Genomic DNA, 25,973 nt, shown 5'->3' on the forward strand with positions numbered 1-25,973 from the left:
ATGATCCCACACCAAGGCGCCCCAGCGCTTGCGGCAACGCACTGTTGAAGCCTGGGCAATGACCGTGCCGAGCACGTGGGGACGCGAGTGGAACCGCTCAGTCCGCGGGCGCGGCGGGCGGGACGCGCGCCGCCAGCAATTCGCGCAACTCGGCCTTTTCGGCGCTGTCCAGCGTGCCTTCGCGGCTTTTGGCGGTGAGCCATTCACGCCGCTGCGTGATGACTTGTTGTTCCATGCGCTGCAAGGCACCGAAGAATTCGGCGCGCTGTGCTTCGGGTTCGCCCACCACCATCGCAGCCATCAGCTTCTGCAGCGACGTGTATTCGGGACGTTCGGCAAAGTGCTCGACCAGCATGGCCGGGTTGATGCCGGGGCGCGAGCGCGCCAGGTCGATCAATTCGGCCAGCAGTTCCACGCCAGGCTTTTCCAGGCGCAGGAAACCGTAGGGGCGTTCCACCTGATCGGCGATGCCGGGCTGGGCCAGCAATAGTGCAATCGCACTGCGTACCAGTGAGCGCTGCACCACGATGGGTCGCTGCACCGGGCGTCGGGCGCCAGCATCGGCCTCGAGCACGGCGCGAGCCCCGGTGCGCTTTTCCAGTTCCTGCGCCATCAGGTCGCGGAAGGCGCCATCCGGCAGCTTTGCAATCAAGGGACGTGCACGCTCGGCCAGTCGTGCGCGGCCATCGAGGCTGCTGGTGTCCACGTCGTGGGCCAGTTCGTTGAAGAAGTATTCGGACAGGGGCGTGGCCGCTTTCAGGCGCTTTTCGAAGCCGTCCTTGCCTTCCTTGCGAATCAGCGTATCCGGGTCCTCGCCATCCGGCAGGAACAGGAAATACGCCTGGCGTCCATCACGGATGCGCGGCAGCGCAGCCTCCAGCGCCTTCCACGCGGCAGCGCGGCCGGCGCGGTCACCATCGAAACAAAACACCACATCCGGCGCGGCGCGAAACAGCACTTCGGTATGTTCGGGCGTGGTCGCGGTGCCCAGGGTGGCTACCGCGATGGGCAGGCCCGCCTGATGCAGCGCGATGACATCCATATAACCTTCCACCACCACGATGCGCGCCAGGCTCGGATTGGCCTGCTTCACCTGCCACAGCGCGAACAGCTCGCGGCCCTTGTGGAACAGTGGCGTCTCGGGCGAGTTGAGGTACTTCGGGCCCTGATCGGAACTCAACACGCGGCCGCCGAACGCGATCACCCGACCACGCCGGTCGAGGATGGGAAACATCACCCGTTCGCGGAAGCGGTCGTAGCGGTGCCCGCGCTCGTTACTGGCCACCATGCCGGCTTCGTTGAGCAGCTGCATGCGGCGATCGTTGCTGCCCAGCGCCTTGATCACGCCGTCAAACCCGGCCGGCGCCCAGCCGATGCGGAAGCGCTTGATGGTGTCCTCGTCCAGCCCGCGCTTGCGGCAATAGGCCTGCGCCTCGGCGTTCTTCGGCAGCTCGTTTTCGAACCAGCGCGCTGCCGCGTCGAGCAGGGCGTAGAGGTCGGTCTTGTCTTCGCGCGGGGCCTGGTCGTTGCCGCCTTCGCGCGGCACTGTGAGGCCGACGGACTGCGCCAGTTCCTCGACGGCATCCGGGAACTCCAGGCGCTCGTAGTCCATCAGGAATTTCAGCGCGCTGCCGTGTGCGCCGCAACCAAAACAGTGGAAAAACTGCTTGGCCGGACTGACATAGAACGACGGCGAACGCTCGTTGTGGAACGGACAACAGGCCGTCCATTCGCGGCCCGCCTTTTTCAGCGGAACGCGCCGCTCGATCACGTCGACGATGTCGACGCGAGCAAGCAGCTCGTCGATGAAACTGTCAGGGATACGTCCGCGCATTAGCCCTTTAGTGTAGAGGGTGTGACGCCTATCCGTGCGTGGCCGCGAATGCCCGCCTAGGCGTCGGGGCGACCCCTGCGCGCCCGGCTGGCCTTGCCCTATGCTGCGCCTGGGGAGCCTGAGGGCTTTGGGGGCGATCATGGGACAAGTGCTTGGAACGGCAAGGCCGGGCTTGCGGGTGCAGTTTCGTCCTGCACGGCCCGACGATGCGACGGTGGCGGTGCCCTTGATCTATAGCTCGGGGCCGGCTGCCTTCGACTATGTGTTTGCCGTGGATGGCGACGGCGCCGCCGAGCGTTTCCTGCAGCGCTGCTTTGTCGATGGCGCGGGTGAGTTTGGCTGGCGCAATCACTGGGTGGGTGTTGCCGATGACCGGGTGGTGGCGGTAGGCGCGGGTTACGGGGCAAACACCAAATGGCCGTTCACGCTCGCCGCTGCGCGGCAAATACTCGCTCATTACGGCATGCGACAGGGCGCAGGCGTGATTGCGCGTGGGCTGCGGGTGGAGTCGCTGATCCGTCCGCCCGAGGGCGACATGCACTACCTGGCCCATCTCGCCGTGGTGCCGGAGCTGCGCGGGCGTGGCATTGGGCGTGCCTTGATCGACCAGTTGCTGGGTACGGCGCGGGAGGCGGGCAGGCGGCGCGTCGTACTGGATGTGGCGACGAGCAATCCGGGGGCCGAGGGGCTTTATCGGCGCGCGGGTTTCAAGGTGATCAGCGAGCGCCGCTCACGCCTGGCCAATGCACACGTGCGCGTGCCCGACCATCGGCGCATGGAGCGCGTGATCGACTGAGTCGTCACTCAAATGGCCTTGATCAAGCCGATCATCACCAGCAACGCAAACAGGAACAGGACCACGAACACCGCGAAGAGCACCTTGGCGATGGTGGCTGCGGCGCCGGATACCCTGCCAAAGCCCATCCAGCCGGCAAGCAGCGAGATGATGAAGAAGATGATCGCCCACTTGAGCATGCGTCACTCCTTTGCGGTGGCAGGCAGCCAGCGTTGCGGCTGACGACACGACCGCTTTTAGAGGCCGGGATGTGAAGAGGATGCAGCGAGGACTTGTTCGCCGCGGGCGCGGCCGGGCAAGCTGCCAGCTCGGTGCAGCAGGAGTCAGGCCATGTTTCTTACCGCGCTGGTGATACGCAGGCAGGGCGCGATCGTGCGCAGCTTCGAGCGGGCCGGTGCCACCGGATCGGCATCGGCACGCACGGCGGCGGAACTGGGCCTCAAGCCGGATATGGCCTGGTATCAGCTGGTGGGGCGGGCGGTGCTGCGTTGTCCCGGGGCGGGGCGTTATTACCTGGACCGGCCGAGCTGGTTGCGCTTGCGCAAGCGCCGACGGATCACCGGGCTGTGGCTGGCCGCGGTGATCGTCCTGCTCATCGTGCTGTGGCTGTGGCTACGCGTGAAGGCGGCGTGATCAGCCCGCCAGGCGTGCCTTGATGCGGCCCGATACCACGCCCATGTCGGCGCGGCCGGCGGCCTTTTCCTTCACGGCAGCCACCACCTTGCCCATGTCGCGGGCGGAGCTGGCGCCGGTCTCGGCGATCGCGGCGGTGATCAGCGCGTCGACCTCGTCGTCACTGAGCTTGGCTGGCAGGTAGGCCTCGATCACCAGCATTTCGGCGCGCTCGACCTCAGCCAGGTCCTCGCGGTTGGCGGCCACGTATTGGGTCACCGAGTCCTTGCGCTGCTTGAGCATCTTTTCCAGCACGGACAGGGTCTGCGCGTCGTCCAGCTCGATGCGTTCGTCCACTTCACGCTGCTTGATCGCCGCCAGCATCAGGCGGATCACGCCCAGGCGATGCTTGTCGCCGCCACGCATGGCGGTCTTCATGTCTTCGGTGAGCTGCTGCTTGAGGGTCATGGCTTTTCCTCGGAAACACACAAAGCCGGCGTTGCTCGAGGCAACGCCGGCCGGTGCAGAACTTGAAGACAGCGGCAGCGAATGGACGCGCCAGCTGCCGAGCTACTCGGGTGCGGCGCCGCTGGCGCCAGAACCCTTATCGTCCGCAGGGCGGACGACGGGGCTCAGTACAGGCGCGTACGACGCGACGTGTCGCGCGAGAGGCGGCGCAGGTGACGCTTCACGGCGGCAGCACGCTTGCGCTTACGCTCCTGGGTCGGCTTTTCGTAGAACTCGCGCTTGCGGGTCTCGGCCAGAACGCCGGCCTTTTCGCAGGTGCGCTTGAAGCGGCGCAGGGCAAGCTCGAAAGGCTCGTTCTCGCGGACTTTTACGCTGGGCATGGAAACTCCAAGTGTTAGACTGGCTCGCACTAACGAGCCGTTTGAATACGGTGAGCCGCGAAGTATAACGTGGAAACGACAGCATTTTCAAAGCCCCAGTCCAGCAAGCCTGATCTCAGGCCCGTCCTGGGCATCGAGACGTCCTGTGACGAGACCGGCGTAGCCCTGCTGCGCTGGGAACCGGACGCGCCTGGGCGCGGCCTGCTGTCACATACCCTTTACAGCCAGATCAAGCTGCACGCCGACTACGGTGGCGTGGTGCCCGAGCTGGCCAGCCGCGATCACGTGCGCAAGCTGTTGCCCCTGGTACGCGAGGCGCTGGCCCAGGCGGGCCTGACTCCCGCCGACCTGGGGGGCGTAGCGTACACCGCCGGGCCCGGTCTGGTGGGTGCCTTGCTGGTCGGTGCCTCGGCCGCCCGGGCCATGGCCTGGGCCTTGGGGGTGCCCGCGATCGGCGTGCATCACATGGAGGGCCACTTGTTGGCCCCGCTGCTGGAAGAGAACCCGCCGGAACCACCCTTCGTGGCCTTGCTGGTCTCCGGTGGTCATTCCATGCTGGTCGAGGTGAAGGCCATCGGTGAGTACCGCATCCTGGGTGACACCCTGGACGATGCCGCTGGCGAAGCGTTCGACAAGACCGCCAAGATGATGGGCCTCCCGTATCCGGGTGGCCCGGCCCTGGCCAGGTTGGCCGAACAGGGGCGTCCCGGCCTGTTCCGCTTCGCGCGGCCGATGACTGATCGCCCCGGTCTGGATTTCAGCTTCTCTGGCCTGAAGACGCAGGTGCTGCTGGCTTGGCAGAACTCGGACCACAGCGAGCAGACCCGGGCCGACATCGCCCGTGGCTTCGAGGAAGCCATCGTCGACACCATGCTGATCAAGTGCCGGCGTGCGCTGCAGGCCAGCGGTGCGAAGCGGCTGGTGATCGCCGGTGGCGTGGGCGCCAACAAGCGCCTGCGGGCGGAACTGGCCACGACGGGTGCCAAGGAAGGATTCCAGGTGTATTTCCCGCGCCTGGATTTCTGCACGGACAACGGCGCGATGATTGCGCTGGCCGGTGCGATCCGGCTGGCTGCCGGGCAGCATCAGGACGCGTCCGTGCAGGTATTTCCGCGCTGGGATCTGGAAACCCTGCCGCCGGCGAAGTGATTCGTTCGACGGCCGCATCCGTTACCCTAGAGCGCATGGATATCGTTTTCATCGAAGACCTGCGCATCGACGCCGTCATCGGCATCTACGACTGGGAGCGCCGCGTGCGCCAGACCTTGTCGTTCGATATCGAGATGGCGTTCGACAACCGCGTGCCCGCCGCGAGTGACGACATCGCGCTCACGCTCAACTACAAGGACGTCTCCAAACGCCTGATCGACTACGTGAGTGCGTCGAGCTTCGGCCTGGTCGAGACCCTGGCCGAACGTTGCGCCGAGATCATTCGCGAAGAGTTCGGCGTGTCGTGGGTGCGGCTCAAGCTGTCCAAGCCCGGCGCGGTGCGCGGCGCGAAGGCGGTGGGCGTACGCATCGAGCGTGGTACGCGTTCTTAAGATGGCACGTGTCTACCTGAGCCTGGGCTCCAATCTGGAGCCAAAGCGTTATCTCAATGACGCACTCGACGAGTTGCGCGTTCGCTTTGGCGAGCTGGCGGTTTCGCCAGCGTATCGCAGCAAATCCGTTGGTTTCGACGGCGCCGATTTCGTCAATCTTGCCGTGGGCCTGGATACCGAACTTTCGCCCGAGGCGTTGAACGACTGGCTGCACGCGCTCGAGGATCGCCACGGTCGGCGGCGCGATGTGCCGCGGTTCTCCGACCGTACGCTCGACGTCGACATCGTGCTGTACGACGATCTGGTGCGACGAGGCGAAGGTCACCTGGACATTCCGCGCAAGGAACTCCGGCACGCGTTCGTGCTCAAGCCGATCGCGGATATCGCACCCACGCTGCGGCATCCGCTCAGCGGTCTCACCATGGCGGCGTTGTGGGCCGCGTTCCCGGTGGATAGCGAGCCACTGGTGGTCGAGCCGCTGTAGGCGCTGCGCATGCACTGTCGCCCGCATGGAGCGGGTGATAGAACGCTCATGTTCTCAACAAGGAGGTAGCTCATGGCAGGTCGCTTTTCACGTAGCTGGAGCCTGATGAAGGCCAGCGCGGCAGTGTTGCGCTCGGACAAGTCGCTGTTGATGTTCCCGCTGATCTCGGGCATCTGCTGCCTTTTGGTGGCGGCCAGCTTTCTGATTCCCATCGGCTTGACCGTCGCGGCTTCCGGGCATGCCCTGGAAGGCCATGAGCGCGCCCTGTCTGCTGGCGGGTACCTGGCGTTGTTCCTGTTCTACCTCGTGCAGTACTTCGTGATCATCTTCTTCAACACCGCGCTGGCGGGCGCCGCCTTGATGCATCTGCGCGGTGAGCCGGCAAGTTTTTCGGCGGGCTTCGAGTTGGCACGTCAGCGCGTGGCAAGCATCTTCGGTTATGCGTTGATCGCCGCCACGGTAGGCCTGGTGCTGCGCGCGCTGCAGGAGCGCCTGGGTCTGATCGGCCGCCTGGTCGTCGGCTTCCTCGGACTGGCGTGGACCGTGGCCACGTTCCTGGTGGTGCCGGTACTGGCCAGTCAGGAAGTGGGTCCGATTGACGCGGTCAAGCGCAGCGTCGAACTGCTGCAGCAGACCTGGGGCGAAAACATCATCGGCAACGCCGGGCTCGGCGTGGTGTTTGGCCTGGTGACGTTCCTGGCGATCCTGGTGTCCGGAGGTCTGCTCGTTGGCGCCTTCGCACTGCAATCTGCGGTTGCCATCGTGCTGGCCATCGCGATCATCGTGATCGGCCTGACCTTGCTCGGCCTTATCCAGGCATCGCTGCAGGGCATCTATGCGGCCGCGCTGTACCGCTACGCCGAAGAGGGCCTGGTCGGCCACGGCTTCGACCAGGCGCTGCTCGAGCAGGCGTTCCGCCCGAAGAACTGACTTTATCGAGCATGTCGCGGGATCGGCGCACGATGGCGATACCGCTTAGTAAGGGCCAGTCGCGCAGGGGTAATGCCCCTGTCGACTCCTGCAAAAGTCTCGGTGTCGATGGTCTTGACGTTTCCGCTGTGCCGAGACCGCGTGCGGAGTGTTGCACGTGGCGCGCAACCCGCTCCATGTCAATGGGTGAATGATTTGCTGGCCCGAGTCATGCCAGGATCTGTTGCACGCGAGAATTCACGTCCAGTGTGCAGCCTACTTGTACCGCGCGGGATAATTACTTGCGACTAACGGGCGGTCTTTCTCGCCGTGGTCTTCTTGCTTGCGCGCTTGGCCATCTTCCGGGGTGCTTTCTTCGCCGCCTTGGCTTGCTTGGCGGGCGTGGAGGACTGTGCGGCGCCGCCGATGAGCAGGCTTTCCGCCGTCACGCCACGGCGCTTGAGCGCCTTTGAAAACCAGATCGGCTGACGGCCGCGGCCAGACCACGTCTGCGTGGGATCGGAAGGGTCGCGGTACTTCGGTGCCACCGAACCCTTGCCGCCTTTCTTGCCAGCAGCCTTCTTGCCGCGCGAAGGATAGACGTCGTCCAGGCTAAGGCCGCTGTTGGCCAGCAATGCATCGATTTTCTGCCGGATCGCCTGCACCTGCGTCGCATGGGCTTGCTGCATCTGGGCACTCGCGTTCGCGATGAGCGCCTGAAGTTCTTTCGGGGATAAGGTCTTGAGATCGATGGCCATGCGGATACCTTCGTGGGGATTTCTGGCTGAAGTCTAGGGCATGAGCGGCAGGGCCGTGTAGAAGAAGGCCGCGATGGTGATCGCGGCCGTCAGCACTTCTCATTGGATACAGGCGCCGAAGAACAAGCGTCATGCGAGATCGCGGCGCGACCATCACGGATCTCGCCTGGTGGTCAGGAATGTCACGTTTACACCGACAGCGTGCGACCGCCATCGACATGGATGATCTGCCCCGTCACGAATGGCGCGTCGCGCAGCAGCCAAAGCACCGCGCCTGCCACGTCTTCCGGCGAGCCGGCGCGTTGTAGCGGCGTGCGCGCGAGCATGGCTTGCTGATCGTCGTAAGGCTTGCCGTCGCTGGGCCACATGACCGCGCCTGGCGCGACACCATTGACGCGTATATCAGGGCCAAGGTCGAGTGCGAGTGAACGGGTCATGGCGGCAAGCGCGGCCTTGGCCATGCAATAAAGCGGATGCCTGGCGAGTGGGCGCTCGGCGTAGATGTCCACCAGGTTGACGATGGCGCCTCGTGCTTCGCGTAGCGCCGGCAACGCTGCCTGTGCCAGAAAGAAAGGTGCCTGCGCGTTGGATGCAAACAACTCATTCCATTGCGTGGGTGTCGCGCTGCCAACGGGGGTGGGGTAGAACGCGGAGGCGTTGTTGATCAGCGCATCGAGTCGACCATAGCGCGTCAGTATGCGTTCGATCATGCCGGGCAATGCATCGAGGTCGGCCAACTCGGTCTGCACCAGACATGTGCTGTCGCTGCGCTGACGCTCGAGTGACGAGGCGAGCAACTCCGCCTCTGCGGCAGAACGGCGGTAGTGCAGTGCCAGGTCATAGCCCGCGCCATGCAAGCTGCGGGCAATCACCGCGCCGACACGCTTGCCGGCACCGGTGATGAGGGCGACGGGACGCTCATGGCGTGGGCTCATGCGTGGGCTCCTGCATTGCGCGATGGAAGGCTGCGAGCTTGCCGCAAAGCGCGAGGTACGTCATCCCGAGGGCGTTCGACGCGTCACTTTGTGCAGTACGCGCCGGGCGAATCCGGTTCTGGGCGTGGCCGGCTCGGCATCGCTGGCCGGGCTGTCATCCGTTTCGATCGGCGCGCTGAACAGGGCGATGGTGGTACGCGCCACCTGTCCAGTGTCGTAGTAGGCATAGGCACCCACGCCAACGGCTCCCACCACTGGCAACCAGCGCGACAGGCCGTTGCCGACCGCGCGCTGAGAGACCTTCACGCCTACGCGTTTGGCGACGCGCGCGGCAACGGTATAGCTCATGCGCCGGAACAGCAGGCGATCGCCCACGCGCACCACCATGTCGCGGAACGCCTGTGCAGCGGTGTGGCGAAACAGACACCAGAGCATTTGCTCGCGTCCGAGCTCGGAGTGCTGGCCATACGCCGCCGCGATGTCGCTGACCATCTGCGCCTGGATCTTCCAGATGGCGATCAGCTCGGGCAGCACCGTGAGCCAGCCCAACGGACCCGGCGGCAGCGCCAATGAGCCAGCAGCCAGCGCTGCGCGTCGCGCGGCACGACTAGCCAGGCTTAGCGCTTCGCGTTCCGGGTCCTTGCTGCCACTGACGCTGCTGTCGGGAATCTGGCTGACGAAATCCAGGATCGCCTGGGTCACTCGGCTGTGATCGCTGGGTTGGATGACAGCCGGAAGCTGGGAGGAGGGCTCGGACATGGCGGTGACGATTCGCAGGTCACGGCAGCCGCCGCGAGATGACCCAGTCTAGGCAATCGGCGTGAAAGCGGGCTGACCCCGGCCGCAGGTCGTGCTTAACGCAGGATGTTGCGTCGCCAGGCATGACTTCTGGGGCAGGCAACTACCGGGCTCAAGTGGCAATGTTATAACATATCAAAAATAACAACTTTACTTTCCCGCCCGGAACCCTGATGAAACGATCTGTGCTTGCCTTGAGTCTTGCTGTCGCGCTGGGTGCAGTACCGGCTGCCTATGCCCAAACCAGCCCGAATGCGGATACCAGCAGTGCGGTAGCCAATGGCAGTTCTGGCGGCGCCGACCCGGGCGGTACGCAAACCACGCCGGCCAAGGTGAAGCAGCTCGGCACGGTGGACGTGTCTGCGGCACTCGACCAGTCACGCAATGCCTTGTCGCCTGACACCGGCAGCAGCCAGTACGTGATCGACCAGAAGGCGATCCAGCAGTTGCCGCTGGGCGACTCCACCCCGTTGAACCAGGTGCTGTTGCAGGCACCGGGCGTGGTGCAGGACTCCTTCGGCGGCCTGCATGTGCGCGGCGACCACGCCAATCTGCAGTACCGCATCAACGGCGTGATCATCCCCGAGTCGATCTCCGGTTTCGGCCAGACGCTCGATGCGCGCACCATCCAGAGCATCAAGCTGCTCGATGGCGCGCTGCCGGCCCAATACGGCCTGCGCACCGCCGCGGTAGTGGATATCGACACCAAGAGCGGCCCCGCGCTGGGCAACGGCGGCAGCGTTGGCATCACCGGTGGTTCGTTTGGCACCTTGAATCCGAACGCGTCGCTATGGGGCAGCAACGATCGCTGGAGCTGGTTCGTCACGGCCAACTACCTGGAGACCGATGTCGGCATCGAGAATCCGACCTCGAGCCGCAACCCGATCCACGATCACTCCAACCAGGTGAAGGGCTTCGGCGATATTTCCTATCTGATCGACAACGATACGCGCCTCAGCTTCATGTTCGGCGCGACCAATAATCGCTTCCAGATTCCCAACAATCCGAACCAGACGCCGCAGTTCGGCTACCTGGACACCGTGGATTTCAACTCGGCCGACCTCGATGAGCGCCAGCGCGAGAGCACGCGCTTCGGCGTGCTGTCGCTGCAGGGCAAGATCGGTCGCACCGACTACCAGGTGTCGGCGGGCCAGCGCTACAGCTCGGTCAACTTCAGCCCCGACGAGATCGGCGACCTGATGTTCAATGGCGTGGCGTCGACGATTGGACGCGCCAACCGGGCCAACACGCTGCAGGCTGATTTCTCCACGCCGCTGGGTGACAGCCATACAGTGCGCTACGGCGTATACGGCGAGTTCGAGCGCGGTGACATCAGCAACAACTCGCTGGTGTTCCCGGCCAACCCGGACGGCAGCCAGGCCAGCACCACGCCCATCGGCATCTACGACGCCACCAACCTGCTCGCGCGCACCTACTCGGCCTACCTGCAGGACGAGTGGAGCATCGGCGACCAATGGACGGTCAACTACGGCGTGCGCGGTGATCGCTATCAGTTGTTCCGCACCGAAAGCCAGCTCAGTCCGCGCGTTGGCCTGGTCTATCAGGCCACCGACAGTACCACCGTCCACGCCGGCTATGCGCGCTATTTCACGCCGCCGGCCACCGAGGTGATCGACGACAGCAATATCGCGCGCTTCAATGGCACGACCAACCAACTGCCCGGCACCAGCACCGGCAACAGTCTGCCGCTGTCGGAACGTTCGAATTACTACGACCTGGGCGTTTCGCAGCAGATCGGCTCGACGCTGACCCTGGGCGTGGATGCCTACTATCGCCAAGTGCGTCGCCTGCAGGACGAAGGACAGTTCGGCACCGCGCTGATCTTCTCCAACTTCAACTATGACTCCGGCCGCGTCCGTGGCGTCGAATTCACCGCCAACTACGACAACGGCCCGATTTCCGCGTACTTCAACGGCTCGCTGGGACAGGCCCTGGGCAAGCGCGTGATCACCGGCCAGTACAACTTCAGCCCGGAAGAGCTGGCCTATATCTACAACAACTGGATCCACCTCGATCACGACCAGAAGTTCACCTCGTCGGGCGGTGTCACCTATTCGTTTACCGACACCACGCGCGCCGGCGTCAACTACATCGCGGGCAGCGGCCTGCGCAGCACCGGCAGTAACGGCATTCCGAACGGCGAATCGCTGCCGTTCTACTTCCAGCTGAACCTCAATGTGGCGCACGACTTCACCTTCGGGAGCTTCGGCAAGGTAAAGACCCAGCTGGCCGTGATCAACGCGCTGGACCGTAGCTACGAGCTGCGCGATGGCACCGGCGTGGGCGTGGGCGCGCCGCAGTTCGGTCCGCGTCGCGGCGTGTACCTGAGCCTGCAGAAAGACTTCGACTTCTAAGCCCGGCCGGGCGCATCCCCGTCGCCGTCCTCACAGGATCGCGGCGGGGCTTGGGTTATTCTTCGCAGGTTTCCCTGCAGGCCATGCGCATGTCGTCCCGACTTCCCGACCCCGGCGCCGAAGAGCGCGCCCACTCCGACCGCTTGCTGGCGCACCTGCGCGAAGCGATTGCCGCGCACGGCCCGATGCCGTTCGCGCAATACATGGAGCGCTGCCTGTACGCGCCGGGCCTGGGCTATTACAGCGCGGGCAAGACCAAGTTCGGCGAAGCCGGTGATTTCATTACCGCACCGGAACTAGGCGAGCTGTTCGCGCGCTGCGTCGTCAACGTGGCGACGCCGGTGCTGGAGCTGCTGGGCGCCGAGGCCGATTTCCTGGAACTGGGTGGCGGCAGCGGCTCCTTCGCCGAAGCCGCGCTCAAGGCCATGGCCAGCAACAGCTCGCTGCCGCGTCGCTATCTAATCCTAGAACCCAGCGCGGACCTGCGCGAACGCCAGCGCGAGCGGCTCGCCCGGGCACTGCCCGCCGACGTGTTTGGTCGCGTGCAATGGCTGGATCGTCCGCCCGAGGAAGACTGGCGTGGCGTGCTGTTTGCCAACGAGGTGATCGACGCACTGCCGACCACGCGCTTCGCCATGCGCGCGGGCGAGGTCTACGAGGAATATGTCGCGCTGGATGGCGAGGGCCGCTTGATGCGCGTGGATCGTCCGGCCGACGCCTTGGTGTCCGGGGCCGTGCGACATGTCGAGCGCGATACCGAGATCCGCTTCGCCGATGGCTACCGTTCGGAAGTGCTGCCGCAATTGCCGTACTGGATTCAGGCGATCGCCGGTTCGCTCAGCGCCGGCATGATGCTGTTTGTCGACTACGGTTACGTGCGGCGGGAGTTTTACCTGCCCGAGCGCACCGATGGCACCTTGCGGGCCTACTACCGTCATCGTTCGCACAACGATCCGCTTTACCTGCCGGGCTTGAACGACCTCACGGCGTCGGTGGATTTCACCGCGCTGGCGGAGGCGGGCAACGGCGCCGGCTTTGGCGTCGCTGGCTATATGCCGCAGGCGCAGTTTCTTATCGGCAGTGGTCTGCAGGCGGCCTTTGAGGCAGCCTACGAAAGCGCCGCCGATGAGCAGGCGCGCTATCGCCTCGCCCAGGAAGTGAAAAAGTTGACCTTGCCCGACGCGATGGGCGAGCGCTTCCAGGCCATGATCTTCGTGCGCAACATGGACGTGGTGCCGCTGCCTGCCGAATTGCTGGAGGCAGATCAGGGGGATCGCCTGTAACGGCAAGTTTCCAACGGCACGAAAAAAAGCGGAGGCCGTGGCCTCCGCTTGCTCGCACGATTTACTGCATGCCCACGGGCGCCGTGGGGTCGGCCGCGGCGGGCTGTACCGGCGTGCTGTCGTCCGCTCGCTTGCGCATCAGGCCACTTTTGAACAGGTACGCGGCGGTCTGGTAGTAGGCCGCGGCGTCATCGACCTGGCCCTCGTCGATCGGCGTATTGGGCACCGCGTCGCCGTTGTCGAAGTTCGGGCGCACCTGCTCAAACAGGCGCTGCGGCTTCAGGATGCTCAAGGCCTCGCCGCGCAGATAGCCGAGCTTTTCGTAGGTGGCGGGGAATGCCCGTTCACGACCTGGCTCGAGCTGGAAGATATCCGCCCCGAAGAAACGGCTGCGATAGCTGAAATTCAGCAGGCCCAACACGGTCGGCATGATGTCGATCTGTGACATCTGGCGCGTCACCCGCTGCGGCGCGATGTATTTCGGTGCGTAGATCCACAACGGGATGTGGTAGCGGTTGATCGGCACGCTGGTGCGGCCGGCGCTGGAGGCGCAGTGGTCCGCCGTGATCACGAACACGGTGTTGTCGAAGTAAGGCTTGCTGCGCGCGCGCTTGATGAAGTCGGCGATGGACCAGTCCGTGTAGGCGACGGCAGCCTCGCGCGTACCGTCCTTCTGCGGCACGCGGTTCGCCGGCACGGTGAACGGGCGGTGGTTCGAGGTGGTCATGATGTGCAGGAAGAACGGCTTGCCAGCTGCGCTGGCGCTGTCCATCTGCTTAAGTGCGAGCGTATACAGATCTTCATCGGCCACGCCCCACACGTTTTCGTGATGGATCGTCTCGCCCTTGGCGATGTCGTTGCGATCCACCGTGTGGTAGCCGTTGTGGCTGAAGAAGTAGTTCATGTTGTCGAAGTAGCCGTAGCCACCATAGACAAAGTCCGACTGATAGCCGCGATCGTTGAACACATTCGCCACCGAGAACAGGTTCTCGTTGTTGTGTGCCTTGACGATCGAATCGCCCGGCGTCGGCGGCACCGACAGCGACAGCGCCTCGAGGCCACGCACGGTGCGGGTGCCGTTCGCGTAGAGATTGTCGAAGAACAGGCTCTGGCTGGTCAGCGCGTCCAGGTTCGGCGTGATGTCCTTCTTGTTGCCGAATTCCTTGAGGAAGTCGGCGGACAGGCTTTCCACGCTGATCAGCACCACGTTGAGGTGTTGCTCCGGCCCGGCATGGCGGATCTCACGGGTCAGGTCCTGCGGATCGTTGCTGATATACGTCGCCTCAGGCGTCTTCATCAGCTCGCGAACACGCGGGAACGCCTGCTCCTGCGGCTGCGTGCGGTAGAAGCGCGCGTAGTCGAGATGGCTGCTGCGGAAGGCGGCGACGAATTCATAGACACCGTTGCCGGCGAGCTCGTTGACGTAGGCGTTGTCGGAGTGGTCCTTGTAGGTACCCTTGACGGCCACGGCGGTGATCACGGTGAGCACCAACCACACCAGCACCACCTTGCCGCGCTGCAGGAAGCCGGTGCCGCTGTCGCTCGCGCGCAGTCCGCGCTTGCTGAGCCACACGATCACGACCGTGGCCAGGGCCAGCAGGGCCAGCCAGGTGCCAATCGGGTACGACTCGCGGATATTGCCGATCACTTCGGTGGTATAGACGAGATAGTCCACCGCGATGAAATTGAAGCGAGTACCGAACTCGCCCCAGAACACCAGCTCGGAAGCGCCCACGAACATCAGCCAGCACAGCAGCACCGCAGCGAGCAGATACAGCGCCCACTGGCCGGCGCGCGACAGGTAGGCGCGCTGCGGCATCAGCCACAGGAACAGCACCAGGGGCCAGGCGATGTAAACGAAGGTGATCAGGTCGTAGACCAGGCCGACGCCGAACGCATACATCCAATAGAGCGGATTGAGTGGCACGCCGCCGCCCGCCATGAACAGCAGCGCGATGCGGGTAAGCATGCCGATCAGTACATAGCCGATGGCCAGCCAGCCCAAGGGGCGAAAACGCTGTCGCAGCGCCGAGGGCTGCTGGGGTGCAATGGACACGGATAGCTCCGGGCTAGGAATGGACGCGCCGAGCTACCGGGGCGGTGCAGGCGACCCGCCGTCATAGGTGCGAGGGGAACCGACGAGCATAGCAGGCGAACTTAAGTGCGTAAGTTTAAAGAAAGCCGCCTTCCCGCAGCCTTTCCTGCCTGAGCACCCGTTCAGCTTTCCGCCCGGCTCAGGCTCGCAATTGCTGCGATCCGGGCCGCCGTCAGGGCCTCGCCGATGGCGGGACCCTGCAAGCCCTGGGCGATAAAGGGCTCCGAACTCACGGCCGCGGCCGTATCGCGCGCGCGCCGCAGGTAGGTGGCCTGCGGATAAGCGTCATCCGCATGCCCCAGCCGACCGCGTTTGTCCGCCTCGCATGCAGCAAGGAACAGGGCCAGCCGCTCAGGGCGGCGCAGCGCATCCAGCGACGACAGCAGGCGCAGCACGGTGGCGGGCTTCAGTTCGAACGCCCGATGCGCGTTGAGGTGCTCGCGGCAGACCTGTTCGGCCAGGGTGGCATGTTCCGTCGGCACCCGCAGACGCGCGACCAGGCGCCGCAGTGGCGCGACGCCGGCATGCTCATGGCCGATATGACGCGGCAACGCATCCGCAGGCGTCAGCGCCTTGCCCAGGTCGTGGGTGAGCGCACAGAAGCCGACCACGTCGTTGCCCGGCGCGATGCGCGCCGCCATGTCCAGCACCATCTCCACGTGGACGCCCGTATCGATTTCCGGATGGAACTCCGCGCGCTGGGGTACGCCATACAGCGCATCGATCTCGGGGAACAGCACGGCCAGCGCACCGGACTCGCGCAGCACGCGCAGAAACGCCGACGGCTGCGCCTCGGCGAGCGCCTTGCGCGTTTCCTGCCATACGCGTTCGGGCACCAGATGGTCGATTTCGCCGTCGCGCACCATCTGCTGCATCAAGGCCATGGTGTCGGGCGCCACGCTGAAGCCCAATGGCGCAAAACGCGCAGCGAAGCGCGCCACGCGCAGCAGGCGCACCGGGTCCTCCACGAAGGCCGCCGAGACATGCCGCAGCAGCCGCTGCTCGAGGTCGCGCGCGCCGTTGAATGGATCGACCAGCGCGCCGTCCTCGGCCTCGGCCATCGCATTGATGGTCAGGTCGCGCCGCGCGAGGTCCTCTTCCAGGGTCACCGTGGGATCGGCATGAAAGGCAAAGCCGTGATAGCCGCGCCCGGTCTTGCGCTCGGTCCGCGCCAGCGCATATTCCTCACCGGTTTGCGGGTGCAGGAAGACCGGGAAGTCCTTGCCGACGGGACGATAGCCCTTGGCCAGCAAGTCCTCCGGACGCGCACCGACAATGACGTGGTCGCGATCGACCAGGGGTTTGCCAAGGAGTTTGTCGCGGACGGCGCCGCCCACCAGGTAGATGTGCATGGATGGGATTCTGACATGAGGCGCGCTTGCGGCTGCGTGGATACGTGCCCGCCACGCCAGCGAACCTGTCATTCCCGCGCCAAGTGGACAGGCGCGAAGCACGCAGTACGGCCGTTTGAGCGCCGAGCTTCCAGCTCCTTCTCCGCTCCGGGGAGAAGGTTGGGATGAGGGGCGGCTGCTCGCGACAGCGCTACAACCGAGCCATGTCGCGAGCTCAGCTGCGACACGACAGCAAGCCAACGCTTTAAGCCCTCTCCGCCTCGGCGCGTTGCGGTGTAGCCGCTGTGTAGCGGCCATGGGCCGCCACTTATCTGGCTGGCCACGCCCGTCAGGCTCGTATCCAACGCAATGCTATGAGCCCTTCAGGCCATTTTCTTTGGGTTAGGCGGTGTCAATCTAGAAGTGCATCATCGATGGCTTGGGCGAGGTCATCACGCCCCAGCGCACGCATGATCATCTCCGCAGGGCAGTGGTAGTCGAGCGTGGCTCGCGGGCGCAGGTTCATCTCCCGGGCAATGGCATCGAGCTTTCGTTGGCTATGCACCGACAAGTCGGTGCCCTTGGGCAGGTACTGACGCAGCAGGCCGTTGGTGTTCTCGCAGATGCCGCGCTGCCAGGGGCTGCGCGGATCGGCAAAGTAGATCGCCAACCCCGTGCGCCGGGACAACGTCTTGTACAGCGCCATTTCCTTGCCCTGGTCGTACGTCAGCGTCTGGCGCAGCGCCGCCGGCAGTGGTCGGAAGGCTCGGCTGAAGCCCTTGAGTGCGTCCTCCGCCGAGCAGCCGTCCATCTTCACCAGCTTCAGGAACAAGGTGCGCCGATCCACTAAGACGCCGACCGACGATTGGTTGCGCGCCCCCTTGAGGAAGTCCCCTTCCCAGTGGCCCGGCAACAAGCGTTCGTTCGCCTCCGGCGGCCGGTCGTGGATGCTGGGCAGGTCGTGCATGCGGCCGCGCCGGTTGGCGCCCTGGCCCCGCGGGCGGCGCGCGCACTTGTGCTGGCGCAGCAGCGCCACCAGTCCTCGCCGCAGTTCCCCGCGCGGGGCGGCATAAATCGCGGTGTAAATCGTCTCGTGGGACACGTGCTTGGCCGGCTCATCGGGATGCTGTCGGCGCAGTGTGCGGCTCACTTCTTGCGGTGACCAGCGTCGGGCCAACAGATGGCGCACCTGGCGCCACAAGGCGCCGTCTCGATGCAACTTACGCAGTCGGCGCGCCTTATGAGCCAATCGGCGGGCGCGTTGACCGGCGCGCCGGGCGTCATAGCCGAGTGTCGGACGGCCCAGGCGAGGGTCGACCGATGGCTCACGGTGCCCGTTACGCGCCAGCTCCCGGGAGATCGTGCTGGGCGAACGGCCCAGCAGTATCGCCAGCTGCCGGGCGCTCTCCCCGCGCGCCTTGCCCACCATGATCGCGCCTCGCTCTTCGGCGCTCAGATGACTGTAGTTCTGACCCATGCATCACCTCGAAGGGGGTGTTGCACTTGATGTTAGAGACCGCCTTACTTTTCTTTTGGGCCAGCAAAAGAAAAGTGACCCGGACCGCGGCAGCGGTTCGGAACGCCCGCTGCGTAAGCGGCACGCTGGCGATATCGCTCGGTCAACGCCTGACCGCGAGCACCCGCCCCTCATCCCAGCCTTCTCCCCGTGGGGGAGAAGGAGTTCAGGGCGAAAAAAACCTCAACGCGGATGCGCCCTCGCCACCATCAACCTGCGCTGCCGCGCCGGCGCCTGCAGCAACACGGGCAGCCACGGCGAGAACGGTTGCGGCACGATGCCCAGTGCAGCGTAGCCATCCAACTTGCCCACGGAATCCGTGCGCAACGAGCGGAAGTTGTCCAGCGAAAACGGCTTGCCCGGCAGCAGTTCGGCAAATTGCGCCTGCAACCTGCCCAGGCTGTCGGGCAGGCCGATGATGCGCGTGCGCAGACCGGCCGCTTCCCGGATCTTGCGCACGATCTCTTCCAGCGTGAGGACTTCCGGTCCGTACAACTCGAAGCTGCGATCGAGACCAAGCTTGTCGTCGGCCACGCAGCGGGCGAATGCCTCGGCGACATCGCCCACCCAGGTCGGGGCCATGCGCGACGATGCGCGCGCCAGCGGTAGCGCGGGCATCTGGCGCAGAAGCTTGGCGAAGCGGGTGACCAAGCCGTCGCCGACGCCAAACATCACGCTGGGTTGGTAGATGGTCCAGTCGAGCGATGAGTTACGCACCTGGGCCTCGGCTTCACCCTTGGTCTTGAGGTATTGCGACAGGCCCTGGCCCGCCTTGAGCGCGCTCATGTGGTGCAGGCGCGATACGCCGGCGGCCTGGCAGGCGGCGATCACGCGCTGGGTCAACTCGACATGGGCGCGGCGGAAATCACTGTGGCCGCTGGTATTGAGGATGCCAACCAGATTGATCACCGCATCGGCGCCTTCCAGTTGCCGCCGCAAGGCATTGCCGTCGTAAATATCGGTGCTGCGAACCGTTACCCCGGGCAACACGCTCATTTCGCGCCGCTGTTCGCGGTTGCGCGAGAGCAGCAGGATGCGATGACCATCGGCGGCCAGGCGCGGCAGCAGATGGCTGCCGACAAAGCCGGTGCCACCCAGTACTACCAGTCGCTGTTCTTTCGTGGTCACGTCCAACCTCCGCCTCAATGGGTATTGCTCGATGTCCGGGCCGGCGCTTCGCTGCTCGCACCGCTGGCAGGTGCGACTGCCGTCCCGGCGGTGACTGGGGCAGGTGTCACGATCGCTGGACAGGTCACCAGCTTACGCTGAGTTTGGCCGTCCGGAAGGCGATACGCCCGGCCAATCGGCGTCAGCCGCTCGCTCAGTCCGACGGCCTTGCCGTGCTGGCGCCAGTCGTAGATCACGCTGAAGGCCATGACGCGGGCGACGTACTCGCGGGTTTCCTTGTAGGGAATGGTGGCGATGAACACGTCAGGCGCCAGGGTGCCGCGGACATCAAGCCATTGGTCGACCCTGCCGGGGCCGGCGTTGTAGGCGGCGCTGGCCAGCCATGGCGCGCCATTGAAGCGTTGTGCCATTTGCGCGAGATAGCGCGTGCCCAGCGCGATATTGGTGGCGGGGTCGTACAGCGAGTCGTCGCCAGCCCATTCAAGGCCATTGCGCTTGGCGACCAGGGCGGCCGTGCTCGGCAGCAGTTGCATCAGGCCGCGTGCATCGGCACCGGAGTGCGCGTCCGGCATCCAGGCGCTTTCCGCGCGCAGGATGGCGTAGGCCCACGACGGATCGATGCCGGCTTGCTCGGACTGACGCACCAGCCCATCTTGGCTGACCAGCGGGAAGCGCTGCTCGTAGTAGCGCAGCAGGTCGCCATTGTTGAAGCCGAACACGGCGCGGTCGTACCAGCCGCGACGGTAGGCCAGGTCGGTGGCCAATTTCACGGTTTCCACATCGGCGCCGTTCAAGGCCTGGTCCCACTCGCGCCGGGCCTGGCGCGGCAGGTCGACGGCGAACAGCTCGAATGCGCGCAACAGTCCACGGTTGGCCAGCAGTGCCTGTTCGCGCTGCGGATCGCCGTTGAGCGGCGACTGGCAGATCGCATAGGGCGCATCCACGCGATCGGCGGCGAGGAAGCCGAAGAACGTCGGCTCCTGCGCCAGCGAGGCAAGCAGGCGTTGCGCCTCCGCCCCACGACCGAGTTCATTGAGTGCGCGTGCGCGGAACCAGCGCCATTCGCCATCCTGCTGTTGCGTGGGTGGCATGGCATCGATCGCAGCGAGTACGGCGTTCCAGTCCTGCAGCGCGAGCGCGGCGCGCACGCGCCACTCGCGGCTGATATCGGTTTGCACGGAGGCGGGCAGCGCCGTCAGGCGCGCGATGGCGCTGGCGTCGAAGTCGGTGGCATGGAACAGGGCGATGGCGTACAGCACGCGATCGCGCTGCTCTGGCGTGAAGGTGAAGTGGCTCTGCAGTTTTTGCCAGCCGGCGTCTGCCGCGATGGATTGCTTCCGTGCAAGCCGCTCCAGCGCGAGCATGGCCGCCTGGCGTTGGCGCGGCGTATCCGGCCATTGCGCGGCAGCGGTTGCTGCGCCTGCGGGATCGCGCAGGGCCATGGCGATGCGCTGCGCCGCTTCGGCATCCTCGGCCGGCAACCAGCCGGCGATCGCGCTGATGGTGCCGCCCTGGTTCGCGTCGGCCGCGCGATCGATGCGCGACCACAGCCGTTCGGTGGTGAGCAGACCCTGGTCATGCGCGGCACTCAGTACTGGATCGCACGCGCTCGGCAGTTTGGGCTTGGCCCACAGCGCGGACACATCACGGTCGAAATCGAGCTGGGTGCCCTTGGACAGCTGCGCCTGCAGCGCATAGCAGGTGAGCGTGTCGTTGATGCCTGGCTGATAGAGCGCGAGATAGTTGTCCCAATCCTGGCGTCGCGCGAGTTCGAGCAGGAAGTCGCGGCGCAGGTCGCTGGCCGGAATCAGGCCTGGATTGCGCTTGAGAAAGTCCTCGACCCGTGCGCGATCCAACTGCCTGATGTCGTGCGTGAGCGCGGCGGCTTCCAGATAGGGGTAGAGCGGATAGTCCCGCAGTCCGCTGGCCAGGCTGCGCCAGCCGTCGCCACCTTGCTGGGCGGCGACATAGGCCTGCTTGAAGTCGGCGCGCTGTGCATCGGTGGGTTCGGCTGCCTTGGCATTGCTGGCCAGCAGTAGGACGGCCAGCACCATGGGTAGGCGTCGGGCAAGGCAACGCAGGGCTGCGCTGGGGGACATGGAAACTCCTCTTGCTGATTTTTGCCGAGCTTGGCGCAGTGTACTTCGCGTTTTTCGCGGGCACGGCGCGCTGTGTTGGCCGGGCAGGATGGCCAATGGCCGCTGAGCGTGGCGTGAAACACGACCACCGTGGGAAAGCGGCCGAGCCTCGCAAGTCCGTGCGGCCAGGGCGCGCGTCGAGCATGGTGGCGGGAGTCGCCTGTTAGAATGCGGCGCTCACGAGGCGCCGCGTGAGATCCCAAGCACGCTCTCAGGCCCATCTACAGGAAGCGCATGTCGTCATCGCCCTCGCCGTCGTCCCGCGTAGCACCGCTTGCGTGGCTGGTCCTCGTCGTCGCCGCGTTGTCCGGCGCACTCTGGTGGTGGATGATCGGCCGGCCGGTGTCCTTGCCCGAGGCGCCTACCTTGCGCATTGCCTGCGTGTCGTATGCGCCATTCCGCAAGCAGGGCGAGACCCCGCTCGATCTGCACGCCTTCGTCAGTCCTGAGCAGATCGATGCCGACCTGCGAGCGTTGTCGCAGCGCTTCGATTGCGTGCGTACCTACTCGCAGGGTTTTGGCCTCAACGCCGTGCCCGAGATCGCCGAGCGCTATGGCATGAAGGTGCTGATGGGCATCTGGCTGGGTCGCGACCCGGCCTCGAACGAGCGCGAAGTAAGCATGGGCATCGCCACCGCGAAGGCGCACCCCGGCGTGTTGCGTGGCGTGATCGTCGGCAACGAGGTGCTGCTGCGTGGCGAGCTGACCTCGAAGGCGCTGGCGGCCTATGTGAATCGGGTACGCGCAGGCATTCACGACACCCACGTGCCGGTGACCTATGCCGATGTGTGGGAGTTCTGGCTGCACTATCCGGAGATGGCGGATGCAGTGGACTACATCACCATCCATATCCTGCCCTATTGGGAAGACCAGCCGGTCGAGCCCAAGGACGCGCTGGCGCATGTCGCCGAGGTCTACGCGCGCATGAAGGAGCGCTTTCCGGGCCGCTCCGTGATGATCGGCGAGACCGGCTGGCCCAGCCAGGGCAAGCAGCGCCGGGGCGCTGCCGCCAGCCTGGTCAACGAGGCGCGCTATATGCGCGAATTCCTCCGCTACGCCGGCACGGTGGACATGCCGTACAACGTCATCGAGGCGTTCGATCAGCCGTGGAAGCGCGAGCAGGAAGGCACCGTCGGCGGCTACTGGGGCATCTTTGATGCCCAGGCGCGCCCCAAATTTCCCATGCAGGGCCCGGTGGTCGAAGAGCCACGTTGGTATCTGGGCTTTGCGGCCGGTGGGGTGAGTCTGCTGTTGTTCCTGCTGGCCGGGCAATGGCGTCGCCACTGGCATCGGGCCAGGGGTTGGCTGGCGTTGGCGGTCGCCGGTTTTGCCAGCGGTACCGCCATGGCGTGGCAGTTCCGACAGATCTGGTTCGCCGCCAACAACACCCTGGACTGGGCGGTTTCCCTGCTGATGTGCGTGCTGGCGTTCGCCACCGCGATCGGCCTGGCGCGCTGGGTCGCCGCGCGGCTGGCGGACGAGCCGCCGCCCAGCGCGCCGCAGCGTCGACTGCGTTTCGCCTGGATGTTTGGCCTGACCTTCTACGGCCTGCTGCTGGTCTTCGACGGCCGCTACCGCGACTTCCCGCTGGGCCTGTTCTGGCCGCCGGCGCTGGGCTATCTGCTGGCCGCGCTGCTGGAATCCGGGCGCAATGCCATCGTGCCGACGGTGGAAGAGCGCTTCCTGTCTTGCGCGCTGCCGCTGCTGGCGGCGGCGGTGGTGGCCCAGGACGTCGGCCTGAATCCCGCCACCTGGCTATGGCTGGGCCTGAACCTGGCGCTTGCCGCGGCGGTATGGATCGAGTGGCGCCGCAGCCGTCGCTTGCAGGCGCACCAGGCATAGGCTGCCGATCAGCAGGGCCAGCGCTCCCGGCACGAAGCAGTACAGGATCAGTGCGAACAGTCCGGTCGCGGTCGCCAGCCAGGCGGCCAGCGGTCGGCTCCACACCAGAGCCAGCGCAGCAGCGGCCAGGGCCACCCAGCCGTAGATGCCGATCGGCCAGTTGAAGATATTGCCGGTAATGAAGCCCATCACGGTCCAGTGCCGCACGTCGCAGACCAGCGCCTGGCTGGTTTCGCAGATGCGCGCGACATCGGTCGATTCGACCAGCCCGTAGCGTAGCGCGGCGGCGATGCCGCCAGCGGCCAGCACCAGCAACCAGGGCAGGGCGAGGGTGAGTGTTCGCTTCATCGGCGGAGTCTATGGGTGCGTGGAGCAATGTTGGCGGGCAAGCGGATTTCGGCCGCCAGGGGTAGATGATCGGAAAATGCCTGCGGCAGCGCCCATACCTTGTCGAGCTGGATCGCTTCCGAGGTAAGGATATGGTCCAGCGCCCGGCTGGGCTTCCAGCTAGGAAAGGTGGCCGGGGCATGCGGCGGGCGTACCAGGCCACACCTGGCAAACAGGTGCTTCATCTCGGCACTGCGCACGTCGGTATTCAGATCGCCCATCAGCACGGCGTGTGGATAGTCCTGCAGCACTTCGGCGATAAAGGCGAGCTGCTTGGCGCGGGCCGGCGCGCTCAACGAGAGGTGGGCGATCATCACCGCCAGCGCATCCGGGCCGTCACCAAAGCGGGCCAGCAGGGCGCCGCGGCCGGGAATGCGGCTGGGCAGCGGGTAGTCCAGCACGCTGGTCGGCTCGAGCCGACTGATCAGGCCATTGGCCGAATGCGCCAGCCGCGCCATCGGGCGGTTCGGCTGGTGGCTCCAGAACGGCATGCCGGCGGCTTCGGCCAGATAGCGTGTCTGGTTGAGGAAGCCTGAACGCAAGCTGCCGGCGTCGGCCTCCTGCAGGCCGATCACGTCGAACTGGGGCAGCACTTCGGCCAGGCGGTCCAGATTGTCCAGCTTGCTGCGACCGGGCAGCACTGCGGTGATGCTGCGCGTGACGTACTCGCGGTAGCGCTGCACGCTGGCGCCGGCCAGGATGTTGCAGCTCAGCAGCCGCAGGCGGCGCTCCGGGACTGCTGGGGGAGTGGATGGGGCGCGATTCATCGGGACAGGGTGGTCGCAGAGGGTGACAGCCACCATCGTGGCGTTGTCAGGCGCGCAATCATGCCCGTTTGCTTGTGAACAGGGGGCAAGCCCTGCGGCCTGCCCCCCTGGATTTACTTGCCGGCAAGCTCGCGCTTGGCCAGCCACTGGGTCAGCGCCGACAGTTCATCCAGGCTATGGATGTTGGCGCTGCGGTACTTGCCATCGACCACGATGGTCGGCGTGCCGTCCACCTGCCACTGCTGGACCAGCTGGGCGTCCTTGCGGATCTGTGCCGTGACTTCGTCGGAGCTGGCGATACGCATGAAGTCGTCACGCTTCACGCCGTGGCTGGCATAGAAGTCCGCCAGCTCGTCGAGCGTCGAGAGCGGGTAGTGCTCGCCGAACTTGGCCTGGAAAAGCGCCAGATGGGTCTGGTCCAGCACGCCCAGCTTCTTGGCGGCGTAGAACGCGCGGGCGTACGGCAGCCATTCGTCATTGAACGCCGCAGGCATCAGCTTGAACACCACGCCTGGCGGCAGCTGCTTGCGCATCTGGTCGGCCAGCGGGGCGAAATGCGCGCAATGGATGCAGCCGTAGGAGAACACCTCGACGACTTCCACCTTGCCCTCGTTGCTATAGCGGTGGGCAGGGCCGGCCAGGGTGATGTATTCGCTGCCATCGGTGTACGGGACCGGTTCGCCGGAGCCCGTGGCCGTGCAGGCACTGGCGAGCAACAGGCCAGCAAGCAGGCTGACGGCGCGCAGACGGGCAAAACGCTTGAACATGGAGCTCTCTCTTCGTAAAGGGCGGGTGGGAGGAATGTCTTCTCGGCCAGCGGCTTACTTGCCGGCCGCTTCCTTGGACACCAGCCACTTGACCAGTTCAATCACCTGCTCGTCGCCGCCGGCGGTGCCGCGGTCGAGGCGGTACTTGCCGTCGACCACGATGGTGGGCGTGCCTTCCACGCCATACGCCTTCACCAGTTCATCGGAGCGCTTGACCTTGGTGTTGATGGTGAACGAGTTCGCCACCGCCATGAACTCCTTCGGATCGGCGCCGAACTTGGCGTAGACCTTGGCGGCGTCATCGAGAGTGGGCAGGGCCGATGCCGGCTTGAGGCCACGGCCGCTCGGGGCCATCGCGCTCAGCTCGTTGGTCTTCCACACGGCGTCGTACATGGCGTCATTGGCCTTGTCGGCCACGCCCAGCGCCTGCGCGGTGAGGAAGGCGCGCTGCAGCATCGGCCAATTCTCCTGCGGCATGAACGAGGCCGGCAGGTAAGCCATCACGGCATCGGACGGCAGTTCTGCCGCCAGCTTGTTCATGGTCGGGTGGAACTGGTTGCAGGCCGGGCAGCCGTAGGAGAACACCTCGACCACTTCGATCTTGTCCGTGGTGGTGAGCTTGGGCTGGGCCGGTTCGATGCGGGTGTAGTGCTTGCCTTCCACCCACTTGCCGTCGTCGACGAACGGCGCGGCGGCAGGAGCCGCCGGAGCCGGGGCCGGCGCCTGGGCGGTGGTGCTGGCGGCGGCCGGAGCAGCCGTGCCGGTGGTGGCGGGCGCGGCGGCGGTCGCAGCTGCCGGCGGCTGTGCGGCGGGCGCCGTAGCGGCCGGA

25 protein-coding genes are annotated in these 25,973 nt (G+C 65.5%); 9 read left to right on the forward strand and 16 right to left on the reverse strand.

Annotated features, from left to right (window positions below; genetic code table 11):
• Positions 1-97: 97 nt before the first annotated feature.
• On the reverse strand, positions 98-1,834 hold the full coding sequence (gene dnaG, locus OUZ49_RS16565; protein ID WP_266151677.1) for a DNA primase: 1,737 nt from the start codon (positions 1,832-1,834) through the stop codon (positions 98-100).
• Between the two features lie 139 nt (positions 1,835-1,973).
• Between dnaG and OUZ49_RS16570 the strand changes: the two genes are divergently transcribed.
• Positions 1,974-2,630 carry a GNAT family N-acetyltransferase gene (locus OUZ49_RS16570; protein ID WP_266151679.1) on the forward strand — a complete coding sequence of 219 codons (657 nt, stop codon included), beginning with the start codon at positions 1,974-1,976 and terminating at the stop codon, positions 2,628-2,630.
• A gap of 8 nt (positions 2,631-2,638) precedes the next feature.
• Here OUZ49_RS16570 and OUZ49_RS16575 read toward each other — a convergent pair whose 3' ends face one another.
• Positions 2,639-2,809 (reverse strand): DUF1328 domain-containing protein, encoded by a 171-nt coding sequence (locus OUZ49_RS16575; protein ID WP_266151681.1) that lies wholly within the window; start codon positions 2,807-2,809, stop codon positions 2,639-2,641.
• Positions 2,810-2,960: 151 nt separating this feature from the next.
• On the opposite strand from OUZ49_RS16575, the gene OUZ49_RS16580 reads away from it, so the two are divergent.
• Positions 2,961-3,263, forward strand: coding sequence for a hypothetical protein (locus OUZ49_RS16580; RefSeq protein WP_266151682.1), 303 nt, complete (start codon positions 2,961-2,963; stop codon positions 3,261-3,263).
• Here OUZ49_RS16580 and OUZ49_RS16585 read toward each other — a convergent pair whose 3' ends face one another.
• On the reverse strand, positions 3,264-3,710 hold the full coding sequence (locus tag OUZ49_RS16585; RefSeq protein ID WP_266151683.1) for a GatB/YqeY domain-containing protein: 447 nt from the start codon (positions 3,708-3,710) through the stop codon (positions 3,264-3,266).
• 164 nt (positions 3,711-3,874) lie between these two features.
• A complete protein-coding gene (rpsU, locus tag OUZ49_RS16590) occupies positions 3,875-4,090 on the reverse strand; it encodes a 30S ribosomal protein S21 (protein WP_014404075.1) in 216 nt (71 codons plus the stop codon).
• Between the two features lie 69 nt (positions 4,091-4,159).
• Here rpsU and tsaD point away from each other — a divergent pair, with 69 nt between their 5' ends.
• The 4 genes from tsaD (at position 4,160) to OUZ49_RS16610 (ending at position 7,045) form a co-directional block, all read left to right on the forward strand.
• On the forward strand, positions 4,160-5,239 hold the full coding sequence (tsaD, locus tag OUZ49_RS16595; protein WP_266151690.1) for a tRNA (adenosine(37)-N6)-threonylcarbamoyltransferase complex transferase subunit TsaD: 1,080 nt from the start codon (positions 4,160-4,162) through the stop codon (positions 5,237-5,239).
• 35 nt (positions 5,240-5,274) lie between these two features.
• Positions 5,275-5,631 (forward strand): dihydroneopterin aldolase, encoded by a 357-nt coding sequence (folB, locus tag OUZ49_RS16600; protein ID WP_266151691.1) that lies wholly within the window; start codon positions 5,275-5,277, stop codon positions 5,629-5,631.
• Between the two features lies 1 nt (position 5,632).
• Positions 5,633-6,115 carry a 2-amino-4-hydroxy-6-hydroxymethyldihydropteridine diphosphokinase gene (folK, locus tag OUZ49_RS16605; protein WP_266151692.1) on the forward strand — a complete coding sequence of 161 codons (483 nt, stop codon included), beginning with the start codon at positions 5,633-5,635 and terminating at the stop codon, positions 6,113-6,115.
• A 72-nt stretch (positions 6,116-6,187) separates the two neighbouring features.
• The gene (locus OUZ49_RS16610) at positions 6,188-7,045 is read left to right on the forward strand and encodes a DUF6159 family protein (protein ID WP_266151693.1); all 858 of its coding nucleotides are present in this window, start codon (positions 6,188-6,190) and stop codon (positions 7,043-7,045) included.
• Positions 7,046-7,332: 287 nt separating this feature from the next.
• Here the strand turns inward: OUZ49_RS16610 and OUZ49_RS16615 are convergent, their stop codons facing one another.
• From OUZ49_RS16615 to OUZ49_RS16625, 3 genes are all read right to left on the reverse strand, one after another.
• Complete coding sequence (locus tag OUZ49_RS16615) at positions 7,333-7,782, reverse strand: H-NS histone family protein (protein ID WP_266151694.1); 450 nt, start codon at positions 7,780-7,782, stop codon at positions 7,333-7,335.
• A gap of 188 nt (positions 7,783-7,970) precedes the next feature.
• Positions 7,971-8,717 carry a pteridine reductase gene (locus OUZ49_RS16620; RefSeq protein WP_266151695.1) on the reverse strand — a complete coding sequence of 249 codons (747 nt, stop codon included), beginning with the start codon at positions 8,715-8,717 and terminating at the stop codon, positions 7,971-7,973.
• Between the two features lie 60 nt (positions 8,718-8,777).
• Positions 8,778-9,476, reverse strand: a complete 699-nt coding sequence (locus tag OUZ49_RS16625; protein ID WP_266151696.1) for a hypothetical protein — start codon at positions 9,474-9,476, stop codon at positions 8,778-8,780.
• Between the two features lie 212 nt (positions 9,477-9,688).
• Between OUZ49_RS16625 and OUZ49_RS16630 the strand changes: the two genes are divergently transcribed.
• Complete coding sequence (locus OUZ49_RS16630; RefSeq protein ID WP_266151697.1) at positions 9,689-11,890, forward strand: TonB-dependent receptor; 2,202 nt, start codon at positions 9,689-9,691, stop codon at positions 11,888-11,890.
• Between the two features lie 89 nt (positions 11,891-11,979).
• Positions 11,980-13,173 carry a class I SAM-dependent methyltransferase gene (locus OUZ49_RS16635; protein WP_266151698.1) on the forward strand — a complete coding sequence of 398 codons (1,194 nt, stop codon included), beginning with the start codon at positions 11,980-11,982 and terminating at the stop codon, positions 13,171-13,173.
• Positions 13,174-13,234: 61 nt separating this feature from the next.
• Here OUZ49_RS16635 and OUZ49_RS16640 read toward each other — a convergent pair whose 3' ends face one another.
• From OUZ49_RS16640 to OUZ49_RS16660, 5 genes are all read right to left on the reverse strand, one after another.
• Positions 13,235-15,229, reverse strand: a complete 1,995-nt coding sequence (locus tag OUZ49_RS16640; RefSeq protein WP_380005225.1) for an LTA synthase family protein — start codon at positions 15,227-15,229, stop codon at positions 13,235-13,237.
• A gap of 161 nt (positions 15,230-15,390) precedes the next feature.
• Entirely contained in the window at positions 15,391-16,620 is a 1,230-nt protein-coding gene (locus OUZ49_RS16645; protein ID WP_266151700.1) for a multifunctional CCA addition/repair protein, read from the reverse strand.
• 391 nt (positions 16,621-17,011) lie between these two features.
• The gene (locus tag OUZ49_RS16650) at positions 17,012-18,076 is read right to left on the reverse strand and encodes an IS30 family transposase (protein WP_266151701.1); all 1,065 of its coding nucleotides are present in this window, start codon (positions 18,074-18,076) and stop codon (positions 17,012-17,014) included.
• 222 nt (positions 18,077-18,298) lie between these two features.
• The gene (locus tag OUZ49_RS16655; protein ID WP_266151702.1) at positions 18,299-19,243 is read right to left on the reverse strand and encodes a complex I NDUFA9 subunit family protein; all 945 of its coding nucleotides are present in this window, start codon (positions 19,241-19,243) and stop codon (positions 18,299-18,301) included.
• Between the two features lie 14 nt (positions 19,244-19,257).
• A complete protein-coding gene (locus OUZ49_RS16660; protein ID WP_266151704.1) occupies positions 19,258-21,342 on the reverse strand; it encodes a transglycosylase SLT domain-containing protein in 2,085 nt (694 codons plus the stop codon).
• Between the two features lie 273 nt (positions 21,343-21,615).
• Between OUZ49_RS16660 and OUZ49_RS16665 the strand changes: the two genes are divergently transcribed.
• The gene (locus OUZ49_RS16665) at positions 21,616-23,223 is read left to right on the forward strand and encodes a glycoside hydrolase family 17 protein (protein WP_266151705.1); all 1,608 of its coding nucleotides are present in this window, start codon (positions 21,616-21,618) and stop codon (positions 23,221-23,223) included.
• On the opposite strand, the gene OUZ49_RS16670 is transcribed toward OUZ49_RS16665, so the two are convergent.
• From OUZ49_RS16670 to OUZ49_RS16685, 4 genes are all read right to left on the reverse strand, one after another.
• Positions 23,137-23,571 carry a hypothetical protein gene (locus tag OUZ49_RS16670; protein ID WP_266151706.1) on the reverse strand — a complete coding sequence of 145 codons (435 nt, stop codon included), beginning with the start codon at positions 23,569-23,571 and terminating at the stop codon, positions 23,137-23,139. The two genes, OUZ49_RS16665 and OUZ49_RS16670, sit on opposite strands and share 87 nt — an antisense overlap.
• Positions 23,568-24,377 carry an endonuclease/exonuclease/phosphatase family protein gene (locus tag OUZ49_RS16675; protein WP_266151708.1) on the reverse strand — a complete coding sequence of 270 codons (810 nt, stop codon included), beginning with the start codon at positions 24,375-24,377 and terminating at the stop codon, positions 23,568-23,570. The genes OUZ49_RS16670 and OUZ49_RS16675 overlap by 4 nt, the downstream gene beginning before the upstream one ends.
• Before the next feature lie 113 nt (positions 24,378-24,490).
• On the reverse strand, positions 24,491-25,144 hold the full coding sequence (locus OUZ49_RS16680; RefSeq protein ID WP_266151709.1) for a thiol:disulfide interchange protein DsbA/DsbL: 654 nt from the start codon (positions 25,142-25,144) through the stop codon (positions 24,491-24,493).
• A 54-nt stretch (positions 25,145-25,198) separates the two neighbouring features.
• On the reverse strand, positions 25,199-25,973 hold a 775-nt coding region (locus OUZ49_RS16685; RefSeq protein WP_266151710.1), incomplete at its 5' end, for a thiol:disulfide interchange protein DsbA/DsbL.

This window comes from Dyella halodurans (assembly GCF_026283925.1).
Classification (GTDB): Bacteria; Pseudomonadota; Gammaproteobacteria; order Xanthomonadales; family Rhodanobacteraceae; genus Dyella; species Dyella halodurans.

What these genes read in the sequence shown, in the direction of transcription:
- OUZ49_RS16630 (WP_266151697.1), top strand. Translation starts at nt 9,689, where the DNA reads ATGAAACGATCTGTGCTTGCCTTGAGTCTTGCTGTCGCGCTGGGTGCA.
- folK (WP_266151692.1), top strand. Translation starts at nt 5,633, where the DNA reads ATGGCACGTGTCTACCTGAGCCTGGGCTCCAATCTGGAGCCAAAGCGT.
- dnaG (WP_266151677.1), bottom strand. Translation starts at nt 1,834, where the DNA reads ATGCGCGGACGTATCCCTGACAGTTTCATCGACGAGCTGCTTGCTCGC.
- OUZ49_RS16625 (WP_266151696.1), bottom strand. Translation starts at nt 9,476, where the DNA reads ATGTCCGAGCCCTCCTCCCAGCTTCCGGCTGTCATCCAACCCAGCGAT.
- OUZ49_RS16645 (WP_266151700.1), bottom strand. Translation starts at nt 16,620, where the DNA reads ATGCACATCTACCTGGTGGGCGGCGCCGTCCGCGACAAACTCCTTGGC.
- OUZ49_RS16615 (WP_266151694.1), bottom strand. Translation starts at nt 7,782, where the DNA reads ATGGCCATCGATCTCAAGACCTTATCCCCGAAAGAACTTCAGGCGCTC.
- OUZ49_RS16650 (WP_266151701.1), bottom strand. Translation starts at nt 18,076, where the DNA reads ATGGGTCAGAACTACAGTCATCTGAGCGCCGAAGAGCGAGGCGCGATC.
- OUZ49_RS16620 (WP_266151695.1), bottom strand. Translation starts at nt 8,717, where the DNA reads ATGAGCCCACGCCATGAGCGTCCCGTCGCCCTCATCACCGGTGCCGGC.
- OUZ49_RS16570 (WP_266151679.1), top strand. Translation starts at nt 1,974, where the DNA reads ATGGGACAAGTGCTTGGAACGGCAAGGCCGGGCTTGCGGGTGCAGTTT.
- OUZ49_RS16670 (WP_266151706.1), bottom strand. Translation starts at nt 23,571, where the DNA reads ATGAAGCGAACACTCACCCTCGCCCTGCCCTGGTTGCTGGTGCTGGCC.
- OUZ49_RS16660 (WP_266151704.1), bottom strand. Translation starts at nt 21,342, where the DNA reads ATGTCCCCCAGCGCAGCCCTGCGTTGCCTTGCCCGACGCCTACCCATG.
- OUZ49_RS16675 (WP_266151708.1), bottom strand. Translation starts at nt 24,377, where the DNA reads ATGAATCGCGCCCCATCCACTCCCCCAGCAGTCCCGGAGCGCCGCCTG.
- OUZ49_RS16580 (WP_266151682.1), top strand. Translation starts at nt 2,961, where the DNA reads ATGTTTCTTACCGCGCTGGTGATACGCAGGCAGGGCGCGATCGTGCGC.
- OUZ49_RS16585 (WP_266151683.1), bottom strand. Translation starts at nt 3,710, where the DNA reads ATGACCCTCAAGCAGCAGCTCACCGAAGACATGAAGACCGCCATGCGT.
- OUZ49_RS16635 (WP_266151698.1), top strand. Translation starts at nt 11,980, where the DNA reads ATGTCGTCCCGACTTCCCGACCCCGGCGCCGAAGAGCGCGCCCACTCC.
- OUZ49_RS16610 (WP_266151693.1), top strand. Translation starts at nt 6,188, where the DNA reads ATGGCAGGTCGCTTTTCACGTAGCTGGAGCCTGATGAAGGCCAGCGCG.
- OUZ49_RS16665 (WP_266151705.1), top strand. Translation starts at nt 21,616, where the DNA reads ATGTCGTCATCGCCCTCGCCGTCGTCCCGCGTAGCACCGCTTGCGTGG.
- OUZ49_RS16575 (WP_266151681.1), bottom strand. Translation starts at nt 2,809, where the DNA reads ATGCTCAAGTGGGCGATCATCTTCTTCATCATCTCGCTGCTTGCCGGC.
- OUZ49_RS16680 (WP_266151709.1), bottom strand. Translation starts at nt 25,144, where the DNA reads ATGTTCAAGCGTTTTGCCCGTCTGCGCGCCGTCAGCCTGCTTGCTGGC.
- folB (WP_266151691.1), top strand. Translation starts at nt 5,275, where the DNA reads ATGGATATCGTTTTCATCGAAGACCTGCGCATCGACGCCGTCATCGGC.
- rpsU (WP_014404075.1), bottom strand. Translation starts at nt 4,090, where the DNA reads ATGCCCAGCGTAAAAGTCCGCGAGAACGAGCCTTTCGAGCTTGCCCTG.